Origin of the sequence: Pseudomonas versuta (genome assembly GCF_001294575.1) — a bacterium.
GTDB classification, from domain to species: domain Bacteria; phylum Pseudomonadota; class Gammaproteobacteria; order Pseudomonadales; family Pseudomonadaceae; genus Aquipseudomonas; species Aquipseudomonas versuta.
The window spans coordinates 4,284,970-4,310,495 of sequence record NZ_CP012676.1 but is presented as its reverse complement, the minus strand read 5'-3'; the positions used below and the strand labels follow the sequence as shown (position 1 = coordinate 4,310,495).

Sequence of the window (25,526 nt, the reverse complement as noted above, 5' to 3'; positions counted from 1 at the left end):
AAGGGCCGGGGTCTGTACTGATCCACGGCCCTTTTAGCTGCTGCTTCAGTTGTGCCACTAATTTAGCCATGAAAAAAGCCCCCAACATGCAGGACAGATATCCTGAATGTTGGGGGCAGCTCTAGGTCTTGCGGTTAAAGTGCATGTGCCGCAGGAATGGTTTACACCCGCTGTCGTTGATGATTTATGCCCCGTTAATTGTATAAGTAAGGGGCCGTTTAGCGGGTTCAATGGCCTGCCGTATAATGACATTGCCATTGCAGACGAGGGAGACGGTTCGAGTCTGCTCAGACTCTGCAATATTAATATGGAATTTGTTCATGACGTGGTTGTGGATACGATTGCCATTTAATTTAAAACGAAGAATTTTATCTTCCGACTCCACCCACAATTGGTAGTCAGTTTCGAGCAGCATGCTGCTATCGTCCGCATAAATAAAGCCGTAGGCACCGTGCAAGGCTGGGTAAATATAGCTTTGTAACTCTCCCCGGGGGTCGTAATAGCCAACTAACGTGGTGACAGGTACCCCGAATTCCTGTGGCGAGCGTTCAATGCTGATGTCATTAAGGTGAAGATATTCACGCCAGTTTTCTCCGTCACTGAGGTAGTATTTTTTGTCGTCTTTTGATAGTTCAATGGACAGGCCATTAATATAAAGTTGTGTGCTGTAGGTCGCAGAATTTGCAAGCGTGACGACTCGTTCGCCATTGATTTGTGAGGCGGGTGGTACATTAATTGAGGCGGCCCAGTTTCCGTCGGTCATACTAATATTTACGACATTGTATAGGGCTAAGAGACTCGCGATATCAGATTGGCTCAAATATTCGTTGCGGGCAGTTACTCGCGTCATGCTCGTGTCTAATAAAATACATTCGTTCCAGCTAAAGCCAGTTGAGACGTAATTTTTCTTGAAGCCCTGCGCGACAGAAATAATCCGCCCGTTGATATAGAGATCGCTGTCATAGCCGGCATCATGATCAATTGAGAGAATGCATTGGGCATTAGACGATGACGCAGGCGGTACATGGATAGTCTCAGCCCAATTACCGTCCGACATGACCACTTTAACTATTTGGTTTTTAATGAATAATCTCGAGAGCGCGGCTTCACTCAGATCGTCGTTGGAAGCAATCGCTGGTTCGTACAGATCTACCCGATGGACGAAGGGCTCCATGGTTTTAGTAGCTGGGTCCCATTTGCGAAAACCTGTGCTCGAGTCGCTCGCAAACACAACTTTGCTTTCCATGAACCCCTGAGTAATTGCCGCCGTATAAGGCGTATGCAGAGTGAATCGGTTGGCCTGCGACATCGGCTCGCCGCCAGCCATTGGATCAGCACCGAAAGCGCGACCATGAAAGGGGGATTGGCATTCATCTACCAGGCAAACGTCCTGATTAGTAACTTCCGCACTAAAGTTAGGTATAAACCGGTTAAGATCACTGTCCCAGCCCCAGGTCGAGTTGATCTGATCAGCCGCGCGGTGCACAGACCCATCGAAACCACCAGGGTAGTGATCTAGCTCGTAGTTGTGTCCTACTTCGTGGCTAAACTCGTTCCCGATTGAATTCTCAAGCGTGACGATTCCTCCACCGCCGGAGCCTCCATGCACCTGAATACCATTGGAGTATTTCCCACAGCTATTGTGGGCCGTGATCAGAGCCGCCATATAAGGGCTCCACTCCCCCTCTCCCTCTGAGCAGTTGATACCATAGTTGGCGTGGTTAATGCCTAGTGATATCAGTTCCTTGCCAATTGTCTGACGCATTGTACCTTCGTGCCATCCCCCCTCGCTCGGATCAAAGTCAGTCAGTAAAGTGCCATCAGGTAACATTACTTCGTTTAGATAAATCGACTCAAAGTCGCTAACGATCATACGCGCTGCAGGGAGGGTCTGGAAATACTCCCTGTGCGCGGCGGGGTCTTTTGCAAAGATATAAGCGTCACGCGGGGGGGTGAGCATACCAATGTCGATGGTATTGAGGATTAACTCTGTTGCTCCGCCGACCTGTATATTATTTAACAGGCCTATCAAGTCACCTGTTTCCAAAAATATGCCAATGCCTGGTGTTATCCATTCGGATGGAATATCAACGCTCCAAGTGTTTTCTGAGTATAAAAGCCCCTGGTTGGCCGCCTCGGCATCGCTGATCCATTGTTCGGAAGTGAATTTGAATTCATAAGCTTCTTGTTGTGAGACTAAGACCTCTCGGCCACTGTAGATAACAGTGGTTTCATAACCGGCAGTGGAACTGAAGCGGACGATTTTTCCTTCCAGGGCAGCGCTGCTGGGTAAATGGATCTCGTCAACCCAAGCGCCATCGGTAGTATGAATATCTACGACAGAATTTAGTTGAAGTTTTTGTAGTAGGAAGGTCCCTGCAGGATCGCTCAGCAGTTCGAGTTCGCTGCTGTCATTCAGAAGGTAAATAGTGCCTGGTAAAGGGGTGAAATCGATATCGCCCAAGTCCCCGTCCAGATGGTAGACAGTGTCAGGCAGTTGATCAGGACTGTTCATGGGCAATGAACCAAGTGTTTTCCCCTCCTTATCAAAAACACTGACTTCCAGTGAGTCAATATTGTCTCGAGGTTTGACCATTAGTAGCATTTTACGCTTGGCGATTAAATAAGGTTGTGGGTCTGCGGCCTTAGGGATGGTCGGAAAAATTTGACTCTGGGCAAATTGAACATTAGCCACCAGTGACCCTTGCAAATTATTAATTACCTCATTGGTGTTAAACACCAGATTGGCAGTCTGAATCCTCGTTGAACCCTCAGCTGAATTAGTCGTAAAGCTGAAGCGTTGATTTTGGTCACCGGGAATGTAAGTTTTGACTTCCACGCCTGAGTCTGTCATCTCCAGCACCACGGAATAGTAGGCGCTATGTAGGGTGCTGGAACCATCTTTGTGTTTCTCAAGATTAAAGCGTTGCGTGTGATCCCCTGTGTAAGGTGATGCCCATGCCTCATTGCCTGACATGGATAGCGCCAGATCTTGATAAAAATGGCGAATGCTTACCGAGCCATCAGAGGACGGAACAATGTTGAAGCTTTGAGATGGTGATCCCACGTAAGGCTGGCCGTAGAATTTGTTGTCTTCTAGAGTCAGTGTGAGTATATTTTTCATATTAAAATATTTCCATGATAAGAGTTGCGGAGATGTTATATAAGTTAGTATAGACGTTTTTTTATGCGGTAAAAAACTTAGGCTTTGGGACGCTGAGTTTGAACTCGATAGGTGTTCTAGAATGAAAAACGTAAAAATTAATTGGAAGCCAAGATGGTGATAATGTTTTAGTTAGCAGTGTTGTTAATTATGCATTTTTGTGGCGAATTATCTAGCCTGTGGTGAATGTGTACTTTGTACAAGGGGCGCCTACAAGTCGAGGAAAGTTATATTTTAAGTAAAACTGTAGAAGCCTGTGCCATCAGGCACGAAGAAGTAATCTGTATTTCCCCTCGGCGCTAACAGATAAAGAGTAGTTGTTGGGTGCGTGCCTGTAAGCTTCACGAATAGTGACAGATTGATTTATTAAGTGTATTTCGATCCCCATCATATGAGGCTACGGCCTGTTAAAGAGGGCGGATGTCTGAACTAATTAACGTTCGACTCGGTTCGAGTCGTATTTTGTCCGGGAATAATGTAGAGGGCTGCGCAGCCTCAATTGATCACCGGATCACGCTGATCCACAGACGATGACTGTAGGGCACACTCTTTGAGCCAGTTCATAAACACCAGCAAGCGCTTGGGGAGGGTGCTGAGCGGTGGGTGAACCAGATAATAGTCGTAGTGGCCGCACACGCTGAAGTCAGCGAAGGGCAGTATCAGTTCGCCGCGATTGACGCGCGTTTGTACCAGCTGCTGACGGCCGATGGCGATGCCGGCATGGTTGATGGCTGCCGTCACGCTCAGGTCAGAGCGATCGAAGGTCAGGGTACGTTTGGGCAGGGCTTGGAGCATGTTGTGTTGTTCGGCCCACAACCTCCACTCGGCATCAAAGGCTGCATGATCCCAGGCCAGTGAGTCGTGCAAGGTGGTGCAGTGTCTCAAGTTTTCCGGGCTTTGCAGCAGGCCGTGGCGCTTCGCGTATTGCGGGCTGCAGACCGGGGCCAGACGCTCCTGCATCAAGCGGTGACTGGTCAGTCCGGGAAATTCGCCGTTGGCGTAATACAGGGCCAGGTCAATTTTACGGGTGCGGAAGTCGACATTGTCATTGCCTACCCGCAGATCCAGCGAGACCAGCGGGTAACGCTCGACGAAATCAGCCAGTCTGGGCACCAGCCAGCATTGGGCGACCGAAGGCCTTACATAAAGCGCAATGGAGCCGGCAACTTCTGCCTGTGACGACTGCTCAAGGGCCTCGGACAATTCGCCCATCGCATTCTGCAGTATTTCGAAGATGCGTTCGCCTTCGTCGGTCAGGCTGACCTGGCGGGTCAGGCGCTGGAACAACTTCATGTTCAGGGCGGTTTCGAGCCGGCTGATACGGTGGCTGACGGCGCTGGCGGTCAGGCACAGTTCCTGTGCGGCGCGGGCAAAGCTCAGATGGCGTGCGGCAACCAGAAAAGTATGCAAATTGGCGAACTGGCTGCTGTTGAGTCTGGAGCTGATGCGGGGCGGAAGGTTGAGCACGTGTTTTCCCCTCAAGCCAAAAGGCCGGTCAGGCCTGCCGGATGTGGCAAGGCGTGCATCTTGCCACATCCGGTCCGGCCTTTGAGTCAGCGAACAGAATCAGCCCCTGGCGAGCAATTCACGGCCCTTGGTCAGATAAGCGTCCATCTCGTCGTCAGGCACCATGTTGCCGCCGGTAGCCCAGATCAGGTGAGTGGCATTGGCCATGGCAGGGGCGTCCAGGCCGGCGCGAGCCAGGTAGCCTTGCTGATCGGCATGCACCCTGGCAATCCCGGGTACACCGGCGAGCGCGGAAGGCTCAAGACGCATGCCTTCGCTGCGCTCCATCAGTGCCAGCAGGCTGTACATGTGCTCATCGCTAACGGTGTAAAAACCATCAAGCAGGCGTTGCATGGCCTTACCCACAAAGCCGGAAGCGCGGCCAACCGCCAGGCCGTCTGCAGCGGTGACGTTATCAATGCCGAAGTCTTGCACACTGACTTCATCGTGCAGGCCGGTGTAGACGCCCAGCATCATGCAGGGCGAATGGGTGGGTTCGGCGAAGATGCAGTGCACGGCGTCACCGAACGCCAGCTTCAGGCCGAAAGCCACACCACCCGGTGCGCCGCCCACGCCACAGGGCAAATACACAAACAGGGGGTGCTGCGCATCCACCGTAATCCGCGCCGCTGCCAGCTGCTGTTGCAGGCGCTCGGCGGCGACGGCGTAACCCAGAAACAGATTGACCGAGTTTTCATCGTCGACGAAATGGCAGGCGGGGTCGGCCTCTGCCTGCTCACGGCCCTTGGCCACGGCCACGCTGTAATCGCTGGCGTACTCGATGACGGTCACACCGTGTGAGCGCAACTTGTCCTTCTTCCATTGGCGGGCATCGGCCGACATGTGCACGGTGACCTGAAAGCCCAAGGCCGCGCCCATGATCCCGATCGACATGCCAAGGTTTCCGGTCGAACCGACGGCTATTTTGTACTGCCCGAAAAACGCCCGGGCCTTGTCGCTGTGCAGCAGCGCGTAGTCGTCTTCGAGGGTCAGAAAGTTCTCGGCCAGTGCCAGATCTTCGGCATGCTTGAGCACTTCATAGATCCCGCCACGGGCCTTGATCGAGCCCGAGATGGGCAGATGGCTGTCGCGTTTGAGCCACAGCGAGCCGGTCAATGCCTGGCGGTAGCGTTCACCCAGCAGTTGCTGCAGATGGGGCACCGGCACAATGTCCGATTCAATAATGCCGTCACTGCTGGCGGTTTCCGGGAACGCCCGGCGCAAGTAAGAAGCAAATCGCGCGAGCCGGGCGCTGGCATCGGCGACATCGGCGTCGGTCAGCCCCACATCGCCAATCGCTTGAGCGACCGGAGCCACGCCGGGATTGAACCAGGTGGTTTCTTGCAGCGCGACCAGATCGCGAATCAGCGGGTAGCTGGCATACCAGCTTTCAAGGGGTTTTCCCAAAATCATGACGTGGTCCCTTTAAACAATCAGGCTAAAAAATACGGGTTGGATCAAACAAAGTGCGACAGCAGCAGGGTCAGGCCCAGCGCGACCAACGAGGCCAGTACCGTGGCAGTGGTAAATGTCTTCAGGGCGTCGGTCAGCGAGACCCCCAGGTACTCCTTGACCACCCAGAAGGCCGAGTCCGTGACATGGGTCCAGCCCATGGCACCGGCGCCGATGGCCACGCAGATGATTTCCTTGCTCACTGTCGGATGGGCGCCGAGCATGGGCAGGACCATGCCCGCTGCGCTGATCATGGCCACCGTTGCCGAGCCGACGGCGAAGTGCATCAGGCCGGCCACCAGCCAGGCCAGGACGATGGGGTTCATATTCAGTTGGGCCAGCGTGCCGGACAGCGCGTCACCCACGCCGCTGTCCACCAGAATGCCGTTGAATGCCCCGCCGGCGCCGATGATCAACAGGATGCTGGCCAGAGGCGGGAAGCTCTTCTGGGTGTGAGCGAGCAGCTCAGGCATGGATAACCCGCGGCGCAAGCCCAGCGCCCAATAGGCGAACACCACGGCAATGAACAGGGCGATCAGGGGAGTGCCCAGAAATGAAATGACGCTGAATGCCATGGAGTCCTGGGGCAGTCCGGCCGCGAAGGTTTTCCCGACCATCAGCAGCAGTGGCAACACAATGGTCAGCAGGGTCAGGCCAAGGCCCGGTAACTCACGGGTTTTGCTGTCATCACAGTGCTCGTTCAAAAACGCTTCCTGGGAGTCCGGCGCATCACGCTTGCAGACCAGCCTGACCCATAGCGGCCCGGCGATCATGGCAGTCGGCAGGGCGACAATCAGGCCATAGATGATCACTTTGCCGACATCGGCCCCCAGCATCCCGGTGATTGCCATTGCGGCCGGGTGTGGCGGCAACATGCAATGCACAGCCATCAGCGACACGGCCAGGGGCACGCCCAGGTACAACAGATTGATTCTGGTTTCTTTCGCGACCACATAGATCAGCGGAATCAGCAGAACAAAGCCCACCTCAAAGAACACCGGTATGCCGGCAATAAATCCTACGAGCATCATGGCCCAAGAGGCACGTTCCTTACCCAGAGCCTTGAGCAGTGCCTGAGCGATGCGCTCCGCGCCGCCGGACTCTTCCAGCATCTTGCCCAGAATCCCGCCCAGACCAATGATGGTTGCCAGAAACCCGAGCGTGCCGCCGACCCCTTTTTCATAGGAAGCAGCCATGTGCGTCAGCGGCATGCCCGAACCAATACCCACCACAAAGCTTGCGGCGGTCAAGGCCAGGAAGGCGTGGACGCGGACTTTGACGATCAGGAAAACAATCAGAGCGATGGCACAAAACAGCACCAGCAATAGAGTGGGAGCACTGTGCATGGAATCTCCTGGAAGCGCTTTTATTGTTGAAATCAGTGATCGGAGTCACTTTGCTTCCAGCAATTAGAAGTTACATCTCAGGGGACTGACAAAGGATGGATCTTCAAGGGACGGGTGATGTGGGGTCATCTATAAGAACCCGGATAATGGTTTGAACCCGTAGTCGCTGACGAGGCACGAGGCTGCGATAAGGGTCGCCGGACCTTGAGTTAGGGGCCTGTTGCGCAGCCAAAATTCCCGTAGCAGCTGACGAGTTAAACGAGGCTGCGTCCGCGTGGTGTGGCACTCCCACCAAGCCGTCGTGTGCTGGCACTGCTGGTTGAACCGCAGGCCTATCCGGATTCCGGTCCCGCAGTGGTGCGCAACATAAGGGGGGGGCTTTTTACCGCAGCGACCTTCCCCAAAAAAACTCGACCCTTGAACCGGCTGGAATCCGAAAAAACCCCAGAACGAAAAAACCCGCCAGAAGGCGGGTTTTTCGGGGGTTTCAAAGACTGTGTTGGCTGTCTTTGGAACCTTGTATGGTGCCGGCACCAAGAGTCGAACTCGGGACCTACTGATTACAAGTCAGTTGCTCTACCAACTGAGCTATACCGGCGTTATGGGCGACGAGTATACCCGGATGTTTTAGGTTGTAAACCCCTGATAACAGACTATTTTTACGCGCGCGTCAGTGGACCCGAAAAAACGAACTTGCGCACCTGGTGTTTTTCATATCTACACAGGGTTAATGAGGGAGCGCGTCATGACTGAAGTGATCACCGCCAACGATCTGGGCATCAGGTTGCAGGCCAGCGATGAGACCGCCTTGTTCAAATGGTTCGTAGCCAGTTTTTTGATGGGCAAGCGAATTCAGGCACCGATTGCCGCCAGGGCTTATCAGGTTCTGGTCGAAGAGCACGGCTGTGACTCTGCTCAGCGTCTGGCGCAGTTTTCCCATCGGCAATTGGTGTCGATTCTCGGTAAGGCACATTACGTGCGCTACGACGAAACTACCGCCACCCGTCTGTCTGCCCTGGCCCAGAAACTGGTCGATGAATATGACGGTAAATTCGGCGCCCTCTGTCGCACCAGTAAAGATCGCCACACCTTTGAGCGTCGCTTGCTGGAATTCGACGGTGTGGGGCCAAAGACTGTGGAAATCTTTATGCGCGATGCCGCTGCGGTGTTGTTTTGAACCGCGTCTTCACAGGCTGCGCCGGATGGAGCATCGGGCGTGAATACTGGCCACGTTTTGCCAGTGACGGTACGCATTTGCAGCGTTACGCCGGGCGCTTTTCGGCCACCGAAATTAACAGTTCATTTTACCGGCCCCACCGTGCGCAGACTTACCAGCGGTGGGCTGACAGCGTAGGGCCGGATTTTCGATTCTCGGTCAAATTACCCAAATCGATCACCCATGAACGGCGCTTGCAGAGCTGTGAAGACGAGCTGGACAGTTTTTTTGCACAATGCACGCAGTTGGGCGATCGCCTGGGATGTGTGTTGGTGCAATTACCGCCCGGATTGATTTATGAACCGCAGATTGCACGGGCGTTTTTCCGGGAGGTGCGCCTTCGGTACAAGGGCTCATTGGTGCTGGAGCCGCGTAACGACTCATGGCTGGCGGCCGATGAGCTGTTACAGACACTGCATATCGGCCGGGTTGCCGCTGATCCGGCGGTATTAAGCGCAGGCTTTCAACCGGGCGGGTGGCCTGGCGTCCAGTATTGGCGGCTGCATGGCTCGCCGCGTATTTATCACAGTGAATATGGCGTGGCCCGACTCAGGGCGTTGTCAGAACAGGTACTGATGGGCGCAGCGTCAACGACCGAGTACTGGTTCATTTTCGATAACACGGCCAGCGGTTTCGCCATCAACGACGCGCTAACCTTTCAAGCGCTCCTGGGCAACGCCGGGAACCCCAGCTCAAACAACGTTCCTTGAGCGTCGCTGCGTACCCGCACTTGTCCGTGATGCAACAGCATGATCGAGCGCACGATCGCCAGCCCCAACCCGCCGCTGTCACCGGGTTCTGCACGGGAGGGATCGACGCGGTAAAACCGGTCGAATAGTCTGTCCAGATGCTGCGGGTCAATGGGCGGGCCCTGGTTATGTACGCCAACCCAGCAATATTGGGCGTCATCAAGGCGTTGCAAGGTGATGGTGGTCCCGGCTTCGGCATGGCGCACGGCATTGGCCAGCAAGTTACCCAAGGCCCGTTGCAGCAACTGCTGGTCGACGTTCAGTTCGCCGCAAAGTGAGTTATTCAGCTGTAACTGACGGTCTTCTGCCAAGGCTTCAAAGTAATCGCACAACTCGTCGCCCACGGTCTGCAAGGCCAGGGTTTGCAGTTGCAGGGGCCGTTGGCCGTGATCGGCACGGGCCAGGAAAATCAGGTTTTCGACCATACGGTTGAGCCGTTCGTACTCTTCGATATTCGACGCCAGCAGTTCCTGGTACTCGTCGGGGCTGCGCGGCTGGTTCAGTGCCAGGCTGTTACTGCCCAGCAAGTTGTGCAGCGGCGTGCGAATTTCATGGGCCAGGTCGGCAGAGAACTGTGACAGTCGGCCAAAGCTGTCTTCGAGACGAACCAGCATTGCGTTAAGTGCCTGTACGGGCTCTTTCAGCTCTGCCGGAACATCGTCGGCGGGCATGCGTTGATCGAGGCTGCGGGGGGTGATGTCGCGCATGGCCTGCGCCAGTTCACGCAGAGGTACCAGACCGCGCCGCAACAACAGCAAGCCAAGGCCGAAGGCGAGTACTGCGCCAAAGCCTACCGCCATGTACAGGCGCCCCCGGTAGCTGGCGAGCATTTGCTCACGCTCTTGCAGGCGTTTGCCGACGGTGACAATCAAAGGCTCGTCCCTCGGACCTTGTGCCACCCCTGTGAGCAAGGCGATGTTATCCACAGTCTGGATGTCAGACCGTAGCGGCGACGAATCTTGAGCAATGGGTGGCAGGTCGGGCAGTGTTTGCTGATGCGGATTGATGGCGATGACCCGACCACCATCGCTACGTTTGACCAGCAACACACTGTCCAGATTACCCAGCATGTTTTGATACAGGCGCGGACGCTCCTGCAGGGCTTCGAGGCTGTCGCTGTCATGCAGCAGGGCCCGGACCTGCTCGAGGCGACCGAGCAGTGCCTGATCGTCCCGAAAGGTCAGTTCCGAGGCCAGCGAGCGATACAGAAACACTCCGATCACACTCAGCACCAGAGCGCAGGTCAAGGCAATCGCCAGGGCCAGACGCCAGGCGATGGATCTATTCATCCGGGGCTTCGAGCTGGTAGCCGACACCGCGCACAGTGTGGATAAGTTTTGGCATGTACGGGTCGTCGACCTTGGAGCGCAGGCGGCGTACGGCGACTTCAACCATGTTGGTGTCACTGTCGAAGTTGAGGTTCCAGACCTGGGAGGCGATCAAGGTGCGCGATAACACTTCACCCTGGCGGCTGGCCAGCAGGTGCAGCAATGCGAACTCCTTGTTGGTCAGGCTGATGCGTTGACCGCCACGGCTGACGCGCCGGCGCAGCACATCGATTTCGAGGTCGGCAATGGTGTAAGACTCGGCCTCGCGCAACGGCCCGCGACGCAGCAGGGTGCGTACCCGGGCCAGCAATTCGGCAAAGGCGAAGGGTTTGAGCAAGTAATCGTCGGCGCCCAGTTCCAGGCCGCGAACCCGGTCTTCGATCGCGTCTTTGGCGGTCAGGAACAATACTGGGGTGGCACCACGCTGACGGATCAACTGCAGCAGTTGCCAGCCGTTGAGCCCCGGCAGCATCACGTCCAGGATGATCAGGTCGTATTCCTGCTGCTCAACAAAGTAGCGGCCGTCCAGCCCGTTCAGCGCCACATCTACCGCAAAGCCGGACTCGCCCAGGCCTTTGGCCAGGAAATCTGCCGTCTTGGCCTCATCTTCAACCAGTAACAAACGCATCGCACACCTCGATCAATCGTCTGCACAGGCTAGGCGTCTTCTGTGGCATTGCCTATTACAAACTTGTAATGCAACTGACGGGCTTTTGACGGAGCCCGCTGGCTAAGGTGTCGGCACTCGTTAAGGAGCTTGCCGATGATGCTGAAAACTTTGCTGTTATGGACTGCGGTTGGCGTTGCCGGTGCGGCCCAGGCTGCGCCAAACCTGGCGCGTCATGCTGATCTGGACCTGGCCACCGCCCGCCAGCTGGCCGATGCCACGCTCAAGCACTGCTCCGGGGCGCTGAGCGTGCTGGATCGTGGTGGCAACGTGCTGACGGCCATGCGCCCCGAGGGGGTAGGCCCGCACAACCTGCTGGCCAGCCAGCGTAAAGCCTTTACCGCGCTGTCGACTAAAACCCCGACCCGTCTGTTTGCCGAGCGTGCGCGCAGCAATCCCGAAGCTGCGAACCTCAACTCCATTGCTGAACTGTTACTGCTGGGCGGTGGTGTGCCGCTGTTTGCAGACGGTGAGCTTGTGGGCGCGCTGGGTGTAGCGGGGGCGGGTGGTGCGGAGCAGGACGAAGCCTGCGCAATCAAGGCCGCCGAACAGATCGGTCTGACGACTCAACGCTGAATTGAATGTTTTAACCATTGAGGAAAACCGATGAAAGCTTTACGAATCACTTTGACGGCCTTGAGCCTGAGCGCGATATCCAGCCTGGCACTGGCGGCGGGCAACCCGTTGAGCGTGCATGTGCTCAACCTTGAAAACGGTCTGCCTTCGCCAGGCGTTAACGTCACCCTGGAAAAATACGTTGGCCAGAACTGGCAGCCGCTGGCACAGGGTGTGACCAACGAACAGGGGCGCATCGGCGAGTTGTTCCCGGATAAACAGGCAATGGAAGCGGGTCAGTACCGGGTGGTATTCAAAACGGGCGATTACTTCAAGAAAGCGGGGCGAGATACCTTCTTTCCGGAAATCCCGGTGATTTTTGAAGTGAAAAATGTGGATCAGCACTATCACATTCCGTTGCTGCTGAGCCCTTACGGGTTCTCGACCTATCGCGGCTCGTAAACCGCAGCTAATCATTGTGGGAGCGGTGCTCCCACAAGTTATCCACAACGCTGCGCCAGTAACAGCAAATTGCGTGGCGTCAGGTGGCTGTCGCAAAACTCGCCAAGCTGCACCTCATAGCCGCGTTCACTCAGGAACAAGGCTCGATCCAGCACCAGCCACAGCTCCAGCGGGCGGCGGAACAAGCCGCGTACCAGCTCCAGATTGCGCACCTGCGCCAACCGCTCCCGACCCGCAGCCTGCAGCGCCGGCCAGTCTTCTTCGCCGGTTGTGGATAAGTTCTTCAGCGCTGCCAGATCTTCGCAGTATTGAGCGAAAGGCTTATTGAGCCAGGTGCCGGGCAGTGAGGGTGTGGATAAGTACTCGTCGCATTGACGGCGCTGGCGTTGCCACACGTCGAAGCTCAAACGGCGCGCCATTGATTCATCGCGCTGGCGCCGTACCCGGCTGCCCGCGGTCACGGTTTCGCTCATCGGCAAGCTCAGGTCCTGCAGTGACAGGCGCAGGGTCGAGGCGCGGGCAGCTGTGGATAACGGCTGATAGTGGCTCGCGCTGATACGGTTGTAGCAGCAGGGCGAAATCGCCAGTTGTGCACAGCCCGCCGCGCTGGCCAGTTGCAGCAGGCGCACATGCAAATCGCCACAGGCATGCAAGGCGACTGGAGTCATATCGGCCCGCAGGTGTAATCCGACGTCCGGGGCGAGGACATCCTGTTGTACATGGCGGGCCGGCAAGTGGTGACGCAGGCTAAGTGCCTGACCGGCATCGATCAGTGCGCAGTCGTATTCCAGGCACGTCAGCTGTTGTCCTTCAGTTAATAGCCGACGGCCCAAATGCCCTTTGCCCGAGCACCAGTCCAGCCAGTGAACGGGTGTTTGCCTGAAGTTCAGGCTTTGGGCGAAGGCTTCTATTTGCTGCCATTTGCGCCCCGGTACATCCACTTGCAGGCGTTGGGCGGCAGGTGGCAGGGCTTGCGCGGGCAAGCGTTCGACGCGGCTGAGGGCAAGGGCAGTGGCTGCCAGTTCCGGGAATGGCGCGGGAGCAGGCAGATCCAGTAGAGGGTTGTGACTGTCTTCGGCGTCTTGCAGCGAACGACTGCGCAGCCATCGGGCGAGTTCAGGGTGTTGCGCTTCCCACGGCATATTCAGCTGAGTGAATGGCCGTGGGCGCCACAGGTGCTGGTGGTCACGCAAAAACCTGTCCAGTGCCTCGAAGCGGGCGAGCAGGGGCTCGCCCCGGGGCTTAACGCCCTTGGCAGGCATCAACGCGCAACCAGCGCTCCAGTAATTTGAAGCCCTGAATCAGGACAAACGACATCACCAGATAGATCACACCGGCAATCAGGAACATGTCCACCGTCTGGTAGGTGCGGGAAATGATGGTGCGGGTCATGCCGGTCAGTTCCAGCAGGGTCACGGTGCTCGCCAGCGAGCTGGCCTTGAGCATCAGGATCACTTCGTTGCTGTAGGCCGGCAGGCCGATACGCGCAGCACGCGGCAGCACGATATGCACCAGGGTTTTGAAGCGCGACATGCCCAGGGCGCGTGCGGCTTCGATTTCACCCGGCGGGATGGCCTGGATTGCACCGCGCAGGATCTCGGCGATGTACGCCGCGGTGTGCAAGGTCATGGTGATCACCGCACACCAGAACGGGCTGCGCAGGTACGGCCACAACACGCTTTCACGCACTACATCGAACTGCGACAGGCCGTAATAGACCAGAAACAGCTGGATCAGCAGCGGCGTGCCGCGGAAGAAAAAGATGTAGGCATAGGGCAGAGAACGCACGTACCAGAGCCTGGAGGAGCGGGCGATACCCAGCGGGATGGCCACGATCAGACCGGCGATGACCGAAAGGGCAGTCAGCTCCAGTGTCAGGGTCGCGCCCTGAATCAGCTTGGGCAGCCACTTGAGGAAGAGTTCCAGGACCATTACGTTCTCCTCACAAAGCCGCGCGCCGCGCGTTTTTCAAGCACATGCATGGTGCCCATGGCCAGTACGGTCAGGCCCAGGTACATCACGGCAGCCACCATGTAGAAGGTGAACGGGTGTTTGGCGAAGGTTACGGCGTTTTGTGCCTGACGCATGATTTCTTCCAGGCCGATGACAGATACCAGCGCGGTGTCTTTCATCAGGATCATGAACAGGTTGCCCAGGCCGGGTAGGGCAATGCGCCACATTTGCGGCAAAACCAGCTTGGTGAAAATCCGCGGCCTGGTCAGGCCCAGCGCCAGGCCCGCTTCGCGGTGGCCTTTGGGGATGGCCAGAATGGCGCCGCGAAAAACCTCAGTGGCATAAGCGCCAAAGCACAGGCCCAGAGCCAGCACGCCCGCCGCGAAGGCACTGAGGGTGAGGTCGGGCATGCCGATGAATTCGCCGAGGGCACGTACGGCATTCACGCTGCCGAAGTAAATCAGCAAGACCCACAGCAGTTCCGGGACGCCGCGCACCAGAGTCGAATACGCACCGCCCAGCCATCGCAGTGGTTTGTAGGATGAAGTTTTGGCCAGTGCACCGAGCAGCCCGAGCACCAGGCCCAGACACAGCGCAGTGAGTGCCAGTTTGACGGTCATCAGCGCGCCAGCGGCAAGCGCCGGGCCGAATCCGTATAAGTCGATAGTCATAAATTAGGCAGGCTTTGCTAGGGACCGGCGCAGCCTTGCGGCGCGCCGGTCAGGCAGGTCATTCAATGCTGAATGGGAAATACTTGTCGTTGATCTTTTTGTAGGTGCCGTCTTCTTTGATTTCTTTGAGCGCCAGGTTCAACTTGGTGCGCAAGTCGCTTTCGCCTTTACGCAAAGCAATGCCGACCTTGTCGTCTTCGTTGATCGGGTTGCCCTTGAACTCATAGTCCTTGCCCGCCGGATCATCCTTCAACCAGCCATAGATGGCGTACTTGTCGGCCAGCAGTGCGTCCACACGGCCCGAGGACAAGTCGAGATAAGCGTTTTCCTGGGTGTCATACAAGGCGATGTCCCCACCCACGTTATCTTCCAGCCATGTTGCGGCCTGGGTTGAACGCTGGGTGCCCAGTTTCTTGCTTTTGAGCGATTCAATGTCGGTTTTGAAATCGACACCTTTCTTGGCCACAAACTGCTGTTTGTTGGAGTAGTACGGGTCGGTGAAGTCGACAGCCTGTTTGCGGTCGTCAGTGATCGACAGGGAGGAGACAATAAAGTCGTACTTCTTGGCGTTCAGTGCGGGAATGATGCCGTCCCAGTCCGAGGTCACAACTTCGCACTCGGCTTTCATCTTGGCGCACAGGGCCATGGCAATGTCGTAGTCAAAACCAACCACTTGCCCGCTGGCGTTCTTGTTGTTGAACGGAGGGTAAGCGCCTTCAATCCCCACTTTGTACTTATCAACAGCCAAGGCATTGGCACTGAAAACCAGGGTGGCGGCAGCGGCCAGGAGAAGCTTTTTATAGTTTTGCATTCGTGTTGCTCCGTTAGCGGTTGCTGGACATGAATTGTTTACAGCGCGCTGAAACCGGGTTGTCGAACACCTGTTCTGGCGACCCTTGTTCTTCGATCAGGCCCTGGTGCAAAAACACGACTTGCGAGGACACCTGACGGGCAAAGCCCATTTCGTGGGTGACCAGCAGCATCGTGCGGCCTTCTTCGGCGAGCGCGCGGATAACACTAAGTACTTCCTGGACCATTTCCGGGTCAAGTGCCGATGTCGGTTCATCGAACAGGATTACTTTGGGTTGCATGGCCAATGTGCGGGCAATGGCGGCGCGTTGTTGCTGGCCACCGGACAATTCGGACGGATAGGCGTGACGTTTCTCGGCGATGCCAACCTTGGCCAGCAACGCTTCGGCAACTTCGATCGCTTCAGCCTTGCTCTGACCCAGAACACGACGCGGGGCCTCGATGATGTTGTCGAGGATGGTCATATGCGGCCACAGGTTAAAGTTTTGAAATACAAAACCCAGTTCACTGCGCATGCGATTGATCTGCTTGCCATCGGCAGCGACCAGTTCGCCATTTTTGGCTTTCTTGAGCTTGAGTTCTTCGCCGGCAACCAGGATCTGGCCCTCGTGCGGGTTTTCCAGCAGGTTGATGCAGCGCAGCAGGGTGGACTTGCCGGAGCCGGAAGAACCCAGGATCGAGATCACGTCGCCGTCGCGTGCGGTCAGCGAGATACCTTTAAGTACCTCAAGCTCGCCGTAGCGTTTATGCAAGTTGCGGATTTCAAGCGCGGGCGTGGCCAAAGCCATGTGCGTTCCTCATTGTGTTCGGGAGCGATCCTGCTGTTGGGCGGCCAAGCTAGCATAGGGCCACAAAGGCAACCAGCCGCTCCTGGGGAACAAAAGGCGACAGGGTGGTCGTTTGTCGCATCCCGACAGCTGACTGTCGCGCGAACTACAACTGACCCTGTATTTTGCCGTTCGGCCAGACAGGTGTCGCTTAAAAAAGGTCGCGATGTTGCCAGCTTTGGCCCGGTGTTGGAAGCGCGAACCTACTAAAGGTTAAAGATGTGCACTGCTTTTGCACCATATGGGCAAAATTGGGTATTTTTGGTGCGCTCCGGAACTTGTGACTGAGTGTTACGGTAACGAATAGGCAAAAAGCCATCACTCTCAACAAGTTGCAAACCCAGAGGTGAACCGATGCAGCCCGCGCAAACCGTGCATCTGTCACATTTTGGCTCATTTATTGCGTAAATAATTCTAAACGCCCCGTTGGTTACTTTTTACGAGAAGGTAAACAAGCGCGGCGCTCGGAATGGCTTTCACTGCAAAGGTAGTCCCAATGAGCAATACGCAAACTCCTAACGGCCTGGAGCAAGGTCTCAAACCACGGCATGTAACCATGCTGTCGATTGCCGGGGTCATCGGTGCCGGCTTGTTTGTCGGCTCCGGACACGCGATTGCACAGGCGGGTCCTGCCGTACTGCTGGCTTACGCCGCAGCGGGTACGCTGGTGGTGCTGGTGATGCGCATGCTGGCCGAAATGGCCGTCGCATCCCCTGACACCGGTTCGTTCTCGACTTACGCCGACCGTGCCATCGGGCACTGGGCCGGTTTCACCATTGGCTGGCTGTACTGGTGGTTCTGGGTGCTGGTTATCCCGCTGGAAGCCGTCGCCGCCGCCACCATCCTGCATGCATGGTTCCCTGGCACTGCGATCTGGGTCTTTACCCTGGTCATCACCCTGTTGCTGACCGTGACCAACCTGTTCAGCGTCAAGAACTACGGCGAGTTCGAGTTCTGGTTTGCGCTGGTCAAAGTGCTGGCGATTATCGGCTTCATTATCTTGGGCCTGATGGCCATTTTCGGCCTGCTGCCGACCAGTCAGGTCAGCGGCGTTTCGCATCTGGTCGACACCATAGGCTTTATGCCCAACGGCATGGGCGCGGTACTTGCCGCCATGTTGACCACTATGTTCTCGTTCATGGGCACAGAAATCGTGACCATCGCGGCGGCAGAATCCAAAGATCCGAGCAAGCAAATCACCAAGGCCACCAACTCGGTGATCTGGCGTATCGGCTTGTTCTACCTGGTGTCGATCTTCATCGTTGTGGCACTGGTGCCATGGAACGATCCGGGCCTGGCCCAGTTCGGCTCCTACCAGACCGTGCTTGAGCGCATGGGCATCCCGAATGCCAAGCTGATTGTCGATATCGTGGTATTGATCGCGGTGACCAGCTGCCTGAACTCGGCGCTCTATACCTCGTCGCGCATGCTCTACTCCCTGAGCAAACGCGGTGACGCACCGGCTGCGGCCAAGCGTACCAACGCCAGCGGCACCCCTTACTGGGCGGTGATGATGTCGACCGGTGCAGCCTTCCTGGCCGTGTTCGCCAACTATGTAGCACCGGCAGCCGTGTTCGAGTTCTTGCTGGCCAGCTCCGGCGCCATTGCGCTGCTGGTGTACCTGGTGATTGCCATTTCGCAATTGCGCATGCGTCAAAAGCGTATGGCGCTGGGCGAGACCATCTCCTTTAAAATGTGGCTGTTCCCGGGCCTGACCTGGGCGGTCATCGTGTTTATCGTGGCGATCCTGACCATCATGCTGTTCCAGGAGTCGCACCGGGTTGAAATCATGGCCACCGGCTTGCTGAGTATTCTGGTGGTAACGGCGGGCCTGCTGGTGGCACGTCGTCGACGTATTGAGAAGCTGGGGGCAACTGTACTGAACTGACGCCAGGACGGCGCTCGACGTTCAGTACACCGGGCCGCGATCCCTAGGGATCGCGGCCTTTTTTGTGGGCGCAGGAATACCCATGGCCTACCGCTGATCGTTATCTGAGGGTTTTTTCTCACTGGGTGGGAATCAAGTTTCAGCTAATGGGAAACTCCGTGCACCATGCGGGCAAGAGCATGAGGCCGATATGAACTACAACACGCCCACTGATCGCTTGCTGCAGATCCTCGTCACCCTGGGTCAATCCGGTGAGGCGATCTCCGCCAAAGAACTGTCCGAGCAATTGTCACAGCCGCTCAGCAGCACTTATCGGCATCTCAAAACCCTGCTGCGCTGGGGTCTGGCCGAAGAAAACGGTCAGGGCCGCTATTTGCCGGGGCCGGCCTGTTTGCAGCTGGCCAAGAAGTTCGATCGTGAAGCCGTGCTGGTAACGCTGGCCAAGTCAGCGCTCAAACGCCTGGCAGAGCAAAGCCAGGAAAGCGTGGCGTTGATGGTGCCAAGTAACGGCCAGGCGATTTGCATTGAACTGGTCGACAGCTCGCAGCCACTGCGCTGCTGCTACCAGAAAGGGCTGGCCCAGCCGCTGTTGGTCGGCGCCTCGGCCCGGGTGTTACTGGCGCACATGGATGAGGCGCAAAGCCTGCCAATTCTTCAGGCACAGGGCCTGGAAAGCGAAGAAATCGCCGCCTATCAGCGCAGTTTTGCCGAGATCCGGGCGACCGGCTATGCCGTGAGTCTGAGCGAAATCGACGACGGCATCTGGGGCGTCAGTGCCCCGGTGATCGACAGTCGCAATCGCCTGCTCGGCGCTATCAGCCTCATGGCCCCGGCCATCCGGGCGCAACACCGCAGTGAACGCCTGATCCGCTGGACCCAGGATGTCGCGCTGCGCCTGAGCGCCCGGCTCGACTGATTTTGACTGGAGTTTCAAGCATGACCGTTGTTCCTGACATGCACGTGTGGACAGGCCGCATAGACGCTGCCGAAGGGCAGGGCGCATTGCGCTGGCATCAATGGGTCAAACCCTTTGCCCGGAGCCAGCCGGCGGGCGCGGCGCTGATCGGGCTGGCCTGCGATGAGGGGGTCAAGCGCAATCAGGGCCGCACCGGTGCCCGCGAGGGGCCGTCGGCCTTGCGCAAGGCCCTGGCCAATCTGGCATGGCACGGCCACGCGCCGCTGTATGACGCGGGCGATGTGAGCTGCACCGACAGCAACCTGGAAGGCGCGCAGCAGATCTACGCCCACCACGTCAGCTACCTGCTCGATCAGGGGCACTTGCCGTTGGGGTTGGGTGGCGGGCATGAAATCGCTTTTGCCAGCTTCAGTGGTCTGGCCGATCACTTGCGCCAGCGCAACCCGCAAGCGCGGATCGGGGTTCTCAACTTCGACGCCCATTTTGATTTGCGCCATGCCGGGCAAAGCAGTTCGGGCACGCCGTTCCGCCAGATTGCCGAATATTGCCAGCGCGCAGAAATGCCATTCGCCTATTGCTGCCTGGGCGTCAGCCAACTGAACAATACTGCGGCGCTCTTTGAGCAGGCCGAGCAACTGAAGGTGCGCTACCGCCTCGACCGACAGATGAACAGTTGGGACATCTGTGCCTGCGAAGCCCTGATCGACGATTTCTTGCAAGACGTCGACCACCTTTACATGACCATCTGCCTTGATGTCCTGCCCGCCAGCCAGGCGCCCGGGGTCAGCGCGCCGTCTGCCCATGGGGTGGACATGCAGATCGTCGAGCATCTGGTACGCCATGCCAAAGCCAGCGGCAAATTGCGCATGGCCGATATTGCCGAGCTCAACCCGAGTCTGGACACCGATAACCGCACCGCCCGGATTGGCGCGCGTCTGCTCGCCAGCCTGGTTGATTAAGTTTTTCCGTACATCCCTGAAACCGCTTGTTGAATCATAAGAAAAAGAGAAATTCGCCATGCTGACATTCGAACTGGATGCGCTGAGCACCCTCGCTCTCGCGTTGCTCCTGCTGGGCCTGGGTGCCCAGCTGAAAAAACGCAGCTACTGGCTGCGCCAACTTTGTGTTCCGGCGCCGGTGATTGGCGGCTTTGGTTTTGCCTTGGTGATCTGGCTGTTACGCGATCAGCAACTGCTCAACCTGACCCTCGATACCAGCCTGCAAACCCCGCTGATGGTGGCGTTTTTCACCACTGTCGGTCTGGGTGGCAGCCTGGGCCTGCTGCGCAAGGGCGGCAAGTTGCTGTTTATCTACCTGGGTGCGTGTTGGGGCCTGGCCCTGGTGCAAAACGTGGTGGGGGTCAGCGTGGCCAAGCTGCTGGGGATTGATCCGTTGCTGGGCATCATGGCCGGTGCCGTGTCGCTGGAAGGCGGTTTCGGTGCAGCGGCCGCGTTCGGCCCGATTGCCGAGAACCTCGGTGCGGTAGGCGCGACCACTGCCGCTCTGGCGGCAGCGACCTTCGGCATGGTGGCCGGCGGTTTGTTGGGCAGTCCGCTGGCGCGCTGGTTGATTGAACGCAACAAGCTCACGGTCAAGGCTGAAGCGGTGGGTAACCTCAAGGCCTTTGAAGAAGTGGTCCACACCCCGCCGGCGGCTCTGGACGCGGCGACCCTGCTGCGGCTGCTGACCTGCATCGTGGTGATCATGGTGCTGGGTTTCTGGCTGGGCGGCAGCTTGCAGCAGCATTTGGGCATCGTGTTGCCAAGCTATGTGGGCGCGATGTTTGTGGCCATCATTCTGCGCAACCTCAATGACCGCACCCAGGCTGTCGAGATGCCTGACCATGCCGTGAGCACCATTGGTGACGTGTGCCTGGGCATGTTCCTGACCATGGCCATGATGAGCCTGAAGTTCTGGGAGCTGGAGAAGCTGGGGTTGCCGCTGCTGGTGATTCTGGTGGTGCAAGTGGTGATCATGATCCTGCTCTGCGTGTTCGTCCTGTTCCGCCTGTTTGGCCGCAACTACGACGCCGCCGTCCTGTGTGCAGGCTTCATGGGGCACGGGCTGGGAGCGACGCCCAATGCCGTGGCCAACATGGGCGCCATCTGCGATCACTACAAAGTGTTCTCCTACAAAGCCTTCATCATCGTGCCGTTATGCGGTGCAGTACTGATCGACATTGTGGCGATCCCGATGATCACCTGGTTTATCAACGCGTTCAGCTGAGGTCAGGCAGTGGCAGGCCAGCTCTTGTGGGAGCTGGCTTGCCGGCGACGGGCGTCACGCAAATTTAGGCACGGTAAAGCGGAATTCACTTCCCTGGCCCGGGGTGCTTTGTGCAACTAACAGGCCGCCGTGGGCCTTGATGATCCCTTGAGAAATGTACAGCCCAAGGCCAGTGCCAGACGTATTGCCTTCCTTCGCCGTCCAGTAGCGTTCAAAGATGTGCGGCAGTTGCTCGGCCGGGATGCCTTTGCCGGAGTCGCGCACGCTGAACACGATGTCGTCTCCGCTCGTTATGGCGGCCACTTGGATGGTGCCTTGAGCAGGGGTGAACTTGATCGCGTTGCTGATCAAGTTGGACAGCACCTGGAACAGGCGCTCGGGGTCGGCATGAATTTTCAGATCGGGCTCTGAGTGGAAGGTCAGCTCGAGCCCCTTGTCGGTGGCTAATGGCGTCAGCAACGACAGCGCTTCTTCAAAGATCTGGGTCACGTCCAGTGATTGCGGGGAGATGGTGTAGCGCCCGGCTTCTATCTTGGACGTATCGAGCAAGTCTTCGAGCAGGATGTTCATGCGGCTGGTGGCCTGTTGCATGGTGTCGATGGCGGTTGTGATGCGCCGTGAAGCATGGGAGCCGTCACTGCTGAAGGTTTTCTGCATCATCCCGCACAGCATGGAGATGATGGTCATGGGGTTGCGCAAGTCATGAGACACCACCGCCACCAACTCATCCCGTGCCCGTACCGCCTGCTGTTCGCGCAGAACCTGACGGCTCAGGTCGTTTTCCAGTGCCGAGCGGCGCAGGTCGTTGGCGGCGAACAAATCGCCGTGGCTCCATTTGTCGCAGATACCGTCCACCTCGACCTTCCACAGCTCGAACGAGGTGCGCGGGCTTAGTCGCAAGCCGGTAGCGCTGCGTTCCAGGTTGAGAGGTTTTTTCGGGTCGCCACTCCACGGCATGCTTTCTTTGATCTCGCTGCGAAACCACAGCACGGCATTATCGACAGGCTTGGGCAGACACATGGCCAGCAGGCCGCTGGCGACATCCTTGTACTCGGCGGCCGGGGCATAAAGCGTCGACAGGCTGTGCGTGGAAAACACAGGGTCGCCGGATTGCTTGAACCATTGGTACAGATCACGGATTTGTTCGGGGTGCGGGCATTGGCCGTAACGGTGCAGCACTTTGTCTTCGATGATGGCTACACCGCTGGCCCGGGTCAGTTCCATCAACAATCGGGGCTCCAGCGCCAGACCGTCGAACACGTTTTCCGGGCCTTGCTCCATGGCGCTATTCAAGTGCACCAAAGCGTCTATTTTTGCTTCTCGCTGGCGGCTGATTTCCAGGGTTTGCAAGGCGCTGATCTGTAAGGACAGGACCTGGCCAATCGTCTGGCACGCCATGCGCAGTTCGTGCGGCACATGCAGAGGGGTGCGATGGCCGCAACTGATCAGGCCCCAGAGGCGTTCGCCATCCATCAGGGAGATGCTCATCGAAGACAGTACGCCCATGTTTTGCATGTATTGGCAGTGGATCGGCGACACGCTGCGCAAGACTGCCCCGCTGAGGTCCAGTGCTTGCCCCGTGTCAGGGCGCAATTTGGGGACCAGCTGTACCGGCTCATAGGCCGCGTCGGGAATGATGCGCAGCCAATGGGTGCGATAAAGCTCGCGCGCCTGCTCGGGGATGTCTGATGCAGGAAAGAACATGCCGTTGAACAGCTCCATCGCAGGGGCTGATGCTTCGGCGATGACCTGGCCGTGCCCCTCTTCCTGAAAACGGTATATCAGTACCCGGTCATACCCGGTCAGCGCCTGAATCTCGCTGACGCAGGTTTCATACAGCGCGGGCAGGGTCTTGCCAGTTTGCAGGCGTTGCAGTACCCGGCTCAGGTTGCGCACCTTGGCCATCGTATGGTTGAGCTCGGTTTCATCGGGCTTTAATTCGAGCTCCAGAATCAGGATGCCATTGTTGCAGTGCAATAAACCTTCATAGGTCAGCCCCTGCAGGTGCAGCTCCAGCGGCGGCACCTCGACCTGTTCGATGAAGTGACTGGCCTGTAGCACTGCGGCTGCCGCCTGCGGTCCGGTCAGCATCGACAGCGGTTGATCCAGCAAGGCCGCAGGCGCTACGCCGAACAGCGCCTCGACGTTGGCACTGATTTGCTGGATGTGCAGATCGGGCCCACGCAGGGTCACTAAAAGACCGTGGGGTTGAATGGCCCCCGGAAAGCGAATGGGCTCGTCTGCACAATTGGTCAGCAAGGTTTCAAAGGTTTCAGGGTCCAGTGGGTTCATAACAACACCTCCTGACGTTCGAGCCATTGCTCGAAGCAGCTAAATGTAGAACAGGCCGCCTTCACGGCTTCATCGCGTGCCCGGGCGTCCAGTGGCACTGCACAGAGAAAATCCAGGAAAGACTTCCAGTAGCGGCCAGTGGCTTCGCCATAAACGTAAAGAAAGGCACAGCCGTCATGGGCTTGCAGCCCCAGGCGTTCAGCAATCTGTTTGCGCAAAATATTGCCGCCCAGCGTGGCGCCCTCGAGCACATATAAAACCCCCAGCACACTGGCTTCGCTGCCCAGTTGCGGCAGTGCCGGGCACAGCGACAGTGACCGGGGGCTGATGTTCAGGGCGCGCAGGTCCTGCACCAGGGCCCGGGTCTTGAGGCGAGCATGCAAGTCAAAACCCGGCGGGATCAACGTGCTGTGTTCAAGCCGGTTTTCCATTGCCTGATAGAACCCGTAATAGGCCGCCAACAGACGTGTGTAACGTTGCAGGTCAAGACTGTCCGAGAAAAACGGCAGGCGCTTCTCAAGCGCAACATGCAGGGTCCGGGTGCCTGAGCGGAGCTCGTTCAAAACCGAAGGCGTTGGCGGGGAGCTGGATTCGTATGGCATGCCGTGTGACGGGCTCTCTGTGTACGCTTTGAAAGGAGCGCTGATCAGGATTTGAAGGCGTGATAATCAAAAAGTGCCATTCATTCAGATAGAAGGTTTTGATATCAGGCACTGCTCCGGCATTTTTACGCGCAAATTAACGATTGGCTTTTTGTTGGAAGCGTCTTAACTACAACAACGAATGTTTCCGTCTAGATGAGGTGCTCATGCTCGAATTACGCCCCAATTGCGAATGCTGTGATTGTGACCTACCGCCTGATTCTTCCCTTGCGCGGATCTGTTCATTCGAATGCACGTTTTGCGCCTCCTGTTCGGAGCAAAAACTGGGCGGGCTTTGCCCTAACTGCGGGGGCGAGCTGATGGTGCGGCCGCGTCGACCGGTCAACAAGCTGGGCAATAACCCGGCCTCCAAAACGCGAGTGACCAAGCCTGAAGGCTGCACCGCCCGCAACTGACCTGCACCGCTTATCCCGGCCGGTTGCCAATACATATGGAAATCCATATATTCGGTTTTCCATATGTAAGGCGATGCGAGATGACGGACGATTTTCCCCCTCCGGCGATTTTTAAGTGTCTGGCTGATGCCACCCGAATGCGCTCTGCGCTGCTCATCGTGCAAGAAGGTGAGTTGTGCGTCTGTGAGCTGATGTGTGCGCTCAATGACAGCCAGCCCAAAATCTCCCGTCACCTGGCGCAATTGCGCAATTGCGGGCTGCTGCTGGACCGTCGCCAGGGCCAGTGGGTTTATTACCGGCTTAATCCGGCGCTGCCGCAGTGGGTCATGTCGGTCCTCGACACCACCTTGAATGCCAACGGGCAATGGTTGCGCGACGATGTGTTGCGCCTTGAAGCCATGGGCGACCGCCCTCAACGCAACCGCTGCTGCTGAGCCGGGTC

The 25,526-nt window shown here is 57.3% G+C and carries 23 protein-coding genes and 1 tRNA gene; 10 read left to right on the top strand and 14 right to left on the bottom strand.

Going from position 1 to position 25,526, the window contains the following annotated elements; all coding sequences use genetic code 11:
* Positions 1-184 precede the first annotated feature (184 nt).
* From AOC04_RS19255 to AOC04_RS19235, 5 genes are all read right to left on the bottom strand, one after another.
* On the bottom strand, positions 185-3,124 hold the full coding sequence (locus AOC04_RS19255; protein WP_060696171.1) for a M66 family metalloprotease: 2,940 nt from the start codon (positions 3,122-3,124) through the stop codon (positions 185-187).
* A gap of 534 nt (positions 3,125-3,658) precedes the next feature.
* The gene (gene dsdC, locus AOC04_RS19250) at positions 3,659-4,630 is read right to left on the bottom strand and encodes a DNA-binding transcriptional regulator DsdC (protein ID WP_060696170.1); all 972 of its coding nucleotides are present in this window, start codon (positions 4,628-4,630) and stop codon (positions 3,659-3,661) included.
* 99 nt (positions 4,631-4,729) lie between these two features.
* The gene (gene dsdA / locus AOC04_RS19245; protein ID WP_060696167.1) at positions 4,730-6,082 is read right to left on the bottom strand and encodes a D-serine ammonia-lyase; all 1,353 of its coding nucleotides are present in this window, start codon (positions 6,080-6,082) and stop codon (positions 4,730-4,732) included.
* A gap of 44 nt (positions 6,083-6,126) precedes the next feature.
* Entirely contained in the window at positions 6,127-7,467 is a 1,341-nt protein-coding gene (locus AOC04_RS19240) for a GntT/GntP/DsdX family permease (RefSeq protein WP_060696166.1), read from the bottom strand.
* A 522-nt stretch (positions 7,468-7,989) separates the two neighbouring features.
* Positions 7,990-8,065, bottom strand: a tRNA-Thr gene (locus tag AOC04_RS19235).
* A 147-nt stretch (positions 8,066-8,212) separates the two neighbouring features.
* Here AOC04_RS19235 and AOC04_RS19230 point away from each other — a divergent pair.
* Together AOC04_RS19230 and AOC04_RS19225 are read left to right on the top strand one after the other, a co-directional pair.
* Positions 8,213-8,644, top strand: a complete 432-nt coding sequence (locus AOC04_RS19230; RefSeq protein WP_060696164.1) for an HhH-GDP family DNA glycosylase — start codon at positions 8,213-8,215, stop codon at positions 8,642-8,644.
* Entirely contained in the window at positions 8,641-9,393 is a 753-nt protein-coding gene (locus AOC04_RS19225; protein ID WP_060696161.1) for a DUF72 domain-containing protein, read from the top strand. The genes AOC04_RS19230 and AOC04_RS19225 overlap by 4 nt, the downstream gene beginning before the upstream one ends.
* On the opposite strand, the gene AOC04_RS19220 is transcribed toward AOC04_RS19225, so the two are convergent.
* A complete protein-coding gene (locus AOC04_RS19220; RefSeq protein WP_060696159.1) occupies positions 9,342-10,721 on the bottom strand; it encodes a heavy metal sensor histidine kinase in 1,380 nt (459 codons plus the stop codon). The genes AOC04_RS19225 and AOC04_RS19220 overlap by 52 nt on opposite strands.
* Positions 10,714-11,388, bottom strand: coding sequence for a heavy metal response regulator transcription factor (locus AOC04_RS19215; protein ID WP_010656843.1), 675 nt, complete (start codon positions 11,386-11,388; stop codon positions 10,714-10,716). Before AOC04_RS19215 ends, AOC04_RS19220 begins: the two co-directional genes overlap by 8 nt.
* A 135-nt stretch (positions 11,389-11,523) precedes the next feature.
* Here AOC04_RS19215 and AOC04_RS19210 point away from each other — a divergent pair, with 135 nt between their 5' ends.
* Entirely contained in the window at positions 11,524-12,003 is a 480-nt protein-coding gene (locus AOC04_RS19210) for a GlcG/HbpS family heme-binding protein (protein ID WP_060696156.1), read from the top strand.
* A gap of 30 nt (positions 12,004-12,033) precedes the next feature.
* Positions 12,034-12,444, top strand: coding sequence for a hydroxyisourate hydrolase (gene uraH / locus AOC04_RS19205; RefSeq protein ID WP_060696154.1), 411 nt, complete (start codon positions 12,034-12,036; stop codon positions 12,442-12,444).
* Between the two features lie 38 nt (positions 12,445-12,482).
* Here the strand turns inward: uraH and AOC04_RS19200 are convergent, their stop codons facing one another.
* The 5 genes from AOC04_RS19200 to AOC04_RS19180 are packed head-to-tail and all read right to left on the bottom strand — an operon-like array spanning position 12,483 to position 16,666.
* Entirely contained in the window at positions 12,483-13,706 is a 1,224-nt protein-coding gene (locus AOC04_RS19200; RefSeq protein ID WP_060696151.1) for a methyltransferase, read from the bottom strand.
* Complete coding sequence (locus AOC04_RS19195) at positions 13,687-14,376, bottom strand: ABC transporter permease (protein WP_060696148.1); 690 nt, start codon at positions 14,374-14,376, stop codon at positions 13,687-13,689. Before AOC04_RS19195 ends, AOC04_RS19200 begins: the two co-directional genes overlap by 20 nt.
* On the bottom strand, positions 14,376-15,068 hold the full coding sequence (locus AOC04_RS19190) for an ABC transporter permease (protein WP_060696145.1): 693 nt from the start codon (positions 15,066-15,068) through the stop codon (positions 14,376-14,378). Before AOC04_RS19190 ends, AOC04_RS19195 begins: the two co-directional genes overlap by 1 nt.
* Positions 15,069-15,126: 58 nt before the next feature.
* Positions 15,127-15,879, bottom strand: coding sequence for a transporter substrate-binding domain-containing protein (locus tag AOC04_RS19185; protein WP_060696143.1), 753 nt, complete (start codon positions 15,877-15,879; stop codon positions 15,127-15,129).
* Between the two features lie 13 nt (positions 15,880-15,892).
* Positions 15,893-16,666 (bottom strand): ABC transporter ATP-binding protein, encoded by a 774-nt coding sequence (locus tag AOC04_RS19180; RefSeq protein ID WP_003438521.1) that lies wholly within the window; start codon positions 16,664-16,666, stop codon positions 15,893-15,895.
* Positions 16,667-17,201: 535 nt separating this feature from the next.
* Between AOC04_RS19180 and gabP the strand changes: the two genes are divergently transcribed.
* The 4 genes from gabP (at position 17,202) to gltS (ending at position 21,735) form a co-directional block, all read left to right on the top strand.
* Positions 17,202-18,593 carry a GABA permease gene (gene gabP, locus AOC04_RS19175; protein ID WP_060696141.1) on the top strand — a complete coding sequence of 464 codons (1,392 nt, stop codon included), beginning with the start codon at positions 17,202-17,204 and terminating at the stop codon, positions 18,591-18,593.
* A 190-nt stretch (positions 18,594-18,783) separates the two neighbouring features.
* Positions 18,784-19,509, top strand: a complete 726-nt coding sequence (locus tag AOC04_RS19170) for an IclR family transcriptional regulator (protein ID WP_060696139.1) — start codon at positions 18,784-18,786, stop codon at positions 19,507-19,509.
* A 20-nt stretch (positions 19,510-19,529) separates the two neighbouring features.
* Positions 19,530-20,468, top strand: coding sequence for a formimidoylglutamase (hutG, locus tag AOC04_RS19165; RefSeq protein ID WP_060696138.1), 939 nt, complete (start codon positions 19,530-19,532; stop codon positions 20,466-20,468).
* Positions 20,469-20,526: 58 nt separating this feature from the next.
* Positions 20,527-21,735: a sodium/glutamate symporter gene (gene gltS / locus AOC04_RS19160; RefSeq protein WP_060696135.1), complete on the top strand. Its 1,209-nt coding sequence runs from the start codon at positions 20,527-20,529 to the stop codon at positions 21,733-21,735.
* 54 nt (positions 21,736-21,789) lie between these two features.
* On the opposite strand, the gene AOC04_RS19155 is transcribed toward gltS, so the two are convergent.
* Together AOC04_RS19155 and AOC04_RS19150 are read right to left on the bottom strand one after the other, a co-directional pair.
* Complete coding sequence (locus tag AOC04_RS19155) at positions 21,790-24,027, bottom strand: ATP-binding protein (RefSeq protein ID WP_060696133.1); 2,238 nt, start codon at positions 24,025-24,027, stop codon at positions 21,790-21,792.
* Complete coding sequence (locus AOC04_RS19150; protein WP_060696130.1) at positions 24,024-24,629, bottom strand: biliverdin-producing heme oxygenase; 606 nt, start codon at positions 24,627-24,629, stop codon at positions 24,024-24,026. The genes AOC04_RS19155 and AOC04_RS19150 overlap by 4 nt, the downstream gene beginning before the upstream one ends.
* A gap of 206 nt (positions 24,630-24,835) precedes the next feature.
* On the opposite strand from AOC04_RS19150, the gene AOC04_RS19145 reads away from it, so the two are divergent.
* Positions 24,836-25,084, top strand: a complete 249-nt coding sequence (locus AOC04_RS19145; RefSeq protein WP_060696128.1) for a DUF1272 domain-containing protein — start codon at positions 24,836-24,838, stop codon at positions 25,082-25,084.
* Positions 25,085-25,164: 80 nt separating this feature from the next.
* Positions 25,165-25,518 (top strand): metalloregulator ArsR/SmtB family transcription factor, encoded by a 354-nt coding sequence (locus AOC04_RS19140; protein WP_060696127.1) that lies wholly within the window; start codon positions 25,165-25,167, stop codon positions 25,516-25,518.
* Positions 25,519-25,526 lie beyond the last annotated feature (8 nt).